Genomic DNA, 3,237 nt, shown 5'->3' on the forward strand with positions numbered 1-3,237 from the left:
ATGGCAATTTCCATTCTTCTGCCCTCCTTAGACGCAAGAAAACCCGCCGCAGAATTTTTCAATTCTGCGACGGGCCCTGCCTACTTTCTTTTTCAAAGAAAGTAGGTTATACGGGGCCCTGGCGGAAGCGCTCGATCATCTCGTGGGTGAGGGAGATGGCAGACCCGCCCTGGGGCAGATTCTCCCGGTCGAACCATGTGCCCTCACCCAGCTCGTCTTCCTGGAGGGTGACCGTCTCGTCGTCGGTGTCCAGATCGCAGTAGAAGCCGGACAGCAGGCTGCTGGAGAAGCTCCAGGGCTGGCTCTTGTAGAAGCGGATGTTTTTGACCGGCAGGCCCACTTCCTCCATGACCTCCCGGCGCACCGTGTCCTCCAGCGGCTCACCAATCTCAGCAAAGCCCGCAATCAGAGCGTAATTCCGGGTAGCCCCGGGCCGGGAGTACTTGGTGAGCAGCAGCCGGTTCCCGTGGGTCACCGCCACAATCACCGCCGGGGAGATGGTGGGATAGACCAGATTGCCGCAGGCGGGACAGCGCATGGCCCGCTCCACCTTGTCCGGCTGGGCGGGGAAGCCGCACCGGCCGCAGAACTGGTGGTCGTGGTACCAGCCGTGGAGCTGGCTGGCAGTGATGCAGGCAAAAGCCAGCCAGCCGGGTTCCATGTCCCGGAACCCTCCGTTTTTCGCCGGGACGGCGGCCTCCAAAACCGCCTGGGGCACCACATGGCACCAGTGGAAGGCCACGTCGTCAATGGCGAACAGATAAGTAAGGGGAAGCTGGGACAGATCGGCCAGCGCCTCCGCTTCCTCCCACAGGAAGGGCAGTCCGGTGGCGCCATTCAGAAGCGTAATGGTGTCCTGGTAAAAAAAGACCCGGTCCCCGGCCTTGGGGGGGCGGGGGTGATATGCGTTGTCATAGCGGTGGGGCGCGATATCCTGGATCACAGGGACTCCTTCTTTCTCTCTAAAAATATTCTGTCTTCATTATGGAGGTTTTCCACGCCGCTGTCAACCGCTTCCGACGGAAAAGGGAGCCCCTGACGAAGCAGAGAAAAAATCTCCCGGTAGTCCGCCGCAAAGAGGCTGCCCCGCCGCCACAAAAAAGTAAAGTCGTGGTAAATGGAACAGTCCTCCAGAGGGATCTCCCGCAGCTGCCCGGACTCCAACTCTCTCCGTACCACAGGCTGATAGAAAAAGGAGATCCCCGCCCCGGCGCAGACCAGGGACTTGATGAGGTTCAAACTGCCCAGCTCCGTGACGCGCCGGAAATTCCGGACGCCCAGGTTCCGGGCCTCCAGCGCCCGCTCCAGCACATTCCGGGTGCCCGAGCCCGGCTCCCGCACCAGCAGCCGCTCCTCCAGCAGGTCCTCCAGCTGGCGGACCGGATGGGAAAAGGGATACTCCGACGCGCACACGGGGATATACCGCTGGGTGCAGTAGACCAAGCTGTCGTAAGCCTGCTTGTCAAAATAGCCCTCCACAATGGCAAAGTCCAGTTCCCCCTGGTCCAGCAGCTTCAGCAGCTCCTGGGTGTTGGCGGTGAGCATGTACAGCTGAATGTCCGGCTCCCGCTCCAGCAGCCGGAGAAGGGGGGCGGGCATGATGTACTCCCCAATGGTCAGAGTGGCGCCAAAGCGCAGGCGGCGGCGGATATTCTCCTGGTGGAGCGCCTCCCTCAGCCGGAGGTCATCATGGTGCATGGCGGCAGCGGTGCGGAAAAAGAGCCGGCCGCTCTCTGTGAGCTGGAGCTGCTTCCCCTGGCTGCGGAACAGCTTGGTGCCGTACTGTTCCTCCAGAGCGTGGATGTGCTGGGACACCGCGGGCTGGGTGATGTGGAGCTGCTCCGCCGCCCGGGTGAAGTTCATAGTCTGGCATACGGCCAGAAACGTCTCGACCCGAAAGTCCAGCATAATCAATCGCCTCTCTCTGTCTGGAGCCCTTCGAACATTCTCGTATGGCTCCTCTCTGTCAAACCCGGAATATTCCAGATATCTTGATGCCTTATCATAACACAAACTTATTTAAATATAAAGAAGGATAATTTTACATGATGTATATTTTGGAGTATAGTGGTGGCACTGATTGGAAAGGGAGCGATTCAGAATGACAAAGATCAAACAATTAGGGCCCGGCCTGCTGCTCTGCCTGGCGCTGGCAGTCCCCTGCTGGCTGCTGGGAAAAGCTTTCCCCATTGTGGGCGGACCGGTGTTTGCTATTTTAGCCGGCATGGTAGTGACCATATTCTACCGAAGCAAAGCAAGTACGCAGGCGGGCATCGCCTATACCTCCAAAAAGATTCTCCAGTACGCCGTAATCCTGCTGGGCTTTGGTCTGAATCTGTCCGAGATTGCCAAGGTGGGGGCCACCTCATTGCCCATCATCATCTCCACCATTTCCACCTCGCTGATCGTCTCCTTTGCGCTCTATAAGCTGCTGAACATGCCCGCCAACATCTCCACCCTAATCGGCGTGGGCTCCTCCATCTGCGGCGGCTCCGCCATCGCCGCCACCGCCCCAGTCATCGGTGCCGACGACGAAGAGATTGCTCAGTCAATCTCCGTGATCTTCCTGTTCAACATCCTTGCCGCCCTTATTTTCCCCACCCTGGGCGGAGTTTTGGGTCTGTCCAACGAGGGCTTCGGCTTGTTTGCCGGTACTGCGGTAAACGACACCTCCTCCGTTACAGCCGCTGCGTCCGCCTGGGACGGTATACATCCAGGCGCCAACACACTGGACCAGGCCACCATTGTGAAGCTCACCCGCACGCTGGCCATCATCCCAATCACGCTGGTCCTGGCCATCTGGCGGACCGCCAAAGTTAAGCGGGCCGGAGGAGCTCAGGAGAGCAGCTTCTCCCTAAAAAAGGTATTTCCCTTCTTTATCATTTTCTTTGTATTGGCCTCGGTGATCACCACCGCGGCAACTTCCGCCGGTGTACCCGCCTCCGTATTTCACCCCTTCAAAGAACTGTCCAAGTTCTTTATCATCATGGCTATGGCCGCCATTGGCCTGAACACAGATTTGGTGAAGCTGATCCGTACCGGCGGCAAACCGATCTTGATGGGTCTATGCTGCTGGCTGGCCATCGCGGCTGTCAGCCTGGGAATGCAGCATGTGTTGGGGATCTGGTAATTTTCCATGTTGTATCCCCGTCTACCAGTCGTCTACCAGGTCTACCGCCGGGAAGCCTTGCGCGCCAAGGGTTTCCGGCGGTTTCTTTTTGCTGTTTTTGGGAGGCG

3 protein-coding genes are annotated in these 3,237 nt (G+C 58.6%); 1 reads left to right on the plus strand and 2 read right to left on the minus strand.

Annotation, left to right across the window (positions count from 1 at the left end; genetic code table 11):
- Positions 1-106: 106 nt before the first annotated feature.
- Positions 107-943, minus strand: coding sequence for an NAD(+) diphosphatase (gene nudC / locus H6B31_RS16330; RefSeq protein WP_087289639.1), 837 nt, complete (start codon positions 941-943; stop codon positions 107-109).
- Positions 940-1,908, minus strand: coding sequence for a LysR family transcriptional regulator (locus tag H6B31_RS16335; protein ID WP_204899473.1), 969 nt, complete (start codon positions 1,906-1,908; stop codon positions 940-942). The genes nudC and H6B31_RS16335 overlap by 4 nt, the downstream gene beginning before the upstream one ends.
- A 193-nt stretch (positions 1,909-2,101) precedes the next feature.
- Between H6B31_RS16335 and H6B31_RS16340 the strand changes: the two genes are divergently transcribed.
- Positions 2,102-3,130 carry a YeiH family protein gene (locus H6B31_RS16340; protein ID WP_204899474.1) on the plus strand — a complete coding sequence of 343 codons (1,029 nt, stop codon included), beginning with the start codon at positions 2,102-2,104 and terminating at the stop codon, positions 3,128-3,130.
- Positions 3,131-3,237: the final 107 nt, after the last annotated feature.

It is taken from the genome of Pseudoflavonifractor capillosus, assembly GCF_016899775.1.
In the GTDB taxonomy this organism is placed as follows: Bacteria; Bacillota; Clostridia; order Oscillospirales; family Oscillospiraceae; genus Lawsonibacter.